Origin of the sequence: Ligilactobacillus sp. (assembly GCF_036846325.1) — a bacterium.
Lineage (GTDB): Bacteria > Bacillota > Bacilli > Lactobacillales > Lactobacillaceae > Ligilactobacillus.
The window spans coordinates 1-2692 of sequence record NZ_DAIUCE010000161.1 but is presented as its reverse complement, the minus strand read 5'-3'; the positions used below and the strand labels follow the sequence as shown (position 1 = coordinate 2692).

The window sequence follows — 2692 nt, the reverse complement described above, 5'->3', positions numbered from 1 at the left end:
ATTCTGCAGGATCTCGCTGCAAAGTACCGCAGCATGTATCAGCAGGCACAGCTTAATTTGAAACGATATTTGATCAATCATCCCGCAAATGCTCCAAAGCAGTTGACGTATCAGCATGAAAGCAGGACCCTGACGACAAGGATTGGCAACAGCATTGTAACTTGGCCAAAACCTGGCGAAAATAAGAACCCTGTATTTTCCAGAAAATCCGCAGGCAAAAATTCAGGCGAATCTGACAAGCAGCATGAGATTGCGCCTAAGCAGGCAGTGACCGTCAAGAAAAAATCCGAAAACAAGCACGGCGACTTTCCGCTTGGCGAAGCATTTGGAATGATTTTGGCAGCAGTCTGCGCCGTTATCGGAACGACATTTGTCTGGCGGTTCAAGTCAGGCGGAGACATTGAATAATGTCTTTACAATTTTGATTTTTTTGATTAAAATTTAGTTGATGTTTCAATGAGAAGCAATAGTAGGGGAGTCAACGACAGAGATGCGCTTTTGGCTGAGATGCGCAGCGATGACCCGAAGTGGGGCTTTGAGAGACGATAGTTGAATAAGAAAAAGAGCGGCATTATTGCAAAATAGGTGGCACCACGGTAACTCGTCCTATTCCTTTTGGAGCAGGGCGGGTTTTTTGCATATGTCGACGATGGAAAGGATGTTTCGTAATGGAAAACAATATTATCTTGACGGGCGACCGTCCAACGGGGAAACTTCACATCGGTCATTACGTCGGCTCGCTTAAGAACCGCGTTGAGATGCAGAATACGGGGAAATACACTCCGTACATCATGATTGCCGATCAGCAGGCTCTGACCGACAATGCACGCGACCCGGAAAAAATCAAGAATTCGCTGATTCAGGTTGCGCTTGATTATCTTGCCGTCGGACTTGATCCGAAGAAGTCGACGATTTTCGTCCAGTCGCAGATACCGGCGCTTGCAGAACTTAATTTGTATTATCTCAATCTGGTGACTGTGTCCCGTCTTGAACGCAATCCGACGGTTAAGGCAGAGATTCAGCAAAAGAATTTCGAACGTTCGATTCCTGCCGGCTTCTTTACTTATCCTGTCAGCCAGACAGCTGACATTACTGCATTTAAGGCCAAATACGTTCCTGTTGGCGATGATCAGGAGCCGATGCTTGAACAGGCAAGGGAAATCGTACGCAGCTTCAATTCGATCTATGGCGAAGTCCTGGTTGAACCTGAGGGCGTTTTTCCGAAGAAGGGCAGCGGACGTCTGCCTGGACTTGACGGCAATGCCAAGATGAGCAAATCGCTTGGAAACTGCATTTACCTGTCTGATGATGCGGATACGCTGAAGAAGAAGGTCATGTCGATGTACACTGATCCGAACCACATTCATGTTGAAGATCCCGGCCGGGTTGAAGGCAATATGGTCTTTACGTATCTTGACATTTTCGATTCCGACAAGGAACACGTTGCCGATTTGAAGGAACGCTATCAGGCCGGCGGTTTAGGCGACGTCAAAATCAAACGTTACCTGAATGATGTTCTGGAAGCGGAACTCGGACCGATTCGCGAGCGCAGAGCAGAGTTTGAAAAGGATATTCCTGCCGTTTATCAAATGCTGAAGGACGGCAGCGACAGGGCAAATGAAATTGCCAACCAGACGCTTGAAGAAGTTCGTGCCGCAATCGGCGTCAATTATTTTGACATTTTGAAGTAAAGGCGGGAACAACGGATGAAGAATTTGGTCATGCTTGATCTCGGTTCGAATTCGACGCGGATGTCGATCAACCAGGTGGATGACAAGGGCAATTTTACGGAAGTCAAGCGGATGAAACAGATGACGCGGATGGCAGAAGGCATGGGTTCAAGCGGCACGAAGAAGCTTGAAGACAAGGCAGTCGAGCGAACATTGAATGCCTTGCGGGATTTTCAAAGGGAATACCAGAACATGCCCAATCTGACGGTTCGCGGGATTGCCACGGCCGCAGTGCGTTCGGCTGAAAACAGCCTTGAATTTCTGGAACGCGTCAAGGAATTGACGGGGGTTGACGTCGAAGTGCTTTCCGGCAGCGCCGAAGCCTATTATGACTATGTCGGAGTGATTAATTCGCTGAACGTCAAGAATTGTGTCATCTGCGACATGGGCGGCGGAAGCTTTGAGCTGGCAGTTGTTGCTGACAAGGAGGCCGTCAGCTATGTATCGATACCTTATGGTGCCGTCAGTCTTTCTGAAAAATTCAATGCTCATGATAAGATTTCGGCGCAGGATCTTTTCAAATTCTATCGATTCATTTTGTACAAGTTCAGACAGCTTCCGTGGCTGCTGCAGGGAACAAAGCTTCCGCTGGTCCTGCTTGGCGGGGCCAGCAGAACCGTTGCCAGAAAGGAACTGATGCGTTTGGGAAGAAAGGATCTTGAAAATATCCACGGCGTTTCGATGTCAGCATATTCCTTCATCGAAACCTATACGGAGTGGCTCGGGATGGATCGCAGGGAGCGTGCGGATATCCTGGGTCCGGAAGCTGAGCGCGCCGATATCATTATTGCAGGGCTTTCGCCAATTGTATTTTTAATCGAGTACCTGCAGACGCCGGAAATAATCTTTTCCGAATCAGGCGTAAGAGAAGGCGTCTTGTATTCGATGCTTAAGCGTGAATGAACGAAGAGAGTCTGGGGTGTACTATGTCCTGTCAAGTATACAGTTCAAATATAAAATTT

The 2692-nt window shown here is 48.0% G+C and carries 2 protein-coding genes and 1 pseudogene; all 3 read left to right on the top strand.

Translation table 11 applies throughout. The features are described from left to right. Positions 1-408 (top strand): annotated as a pseudogene (locus V7Z60_RS09700) (hypothetical protein); the annotation flags it as partial. Between the two features lie 260 nt (positions 409-668). Continuing rightward, the gene (trpS, locus tag V7Z60_RS09695) at positions 669-1691 is read left to right on the top strand and encodes a tryptophan--tRNA ligase (protein ID WP_334117609.1); all 1023 of its coding nucleotides are present in this window, start codon (positions 669-671) and stop codon (positions 1689-1691) included. A gap of 15 nt (positions 1692-1706) precedes the next feature. Further along, entirely contained in the window at positions 1707-2633 is a 927-nt protein-coding gene (locus tag V7Z60_RS09690; RefSeq protein ID WP_334117608.1) for a Ppx/GppA phosphatase family protein, read from the top strand. The last annotated feature ends 59 nt before the right edge of the window (positions 2634-2692 follow it).

Coding starts and splice junctions, on each gene's coding strand:
- trpS (WP_334117609.1), top strand. CDS start 669: ATGGAAAACAATATTATCTTGACGGGCGACCGTCCAACGGGGAAACTT.
- V7Z60_RS09690 (WP_334117608.1), top strand. CDS start 1,707: ATGAAGAATTTGGTCATGCTTGATCTCGGTTCGAATTCGACGCGGATG.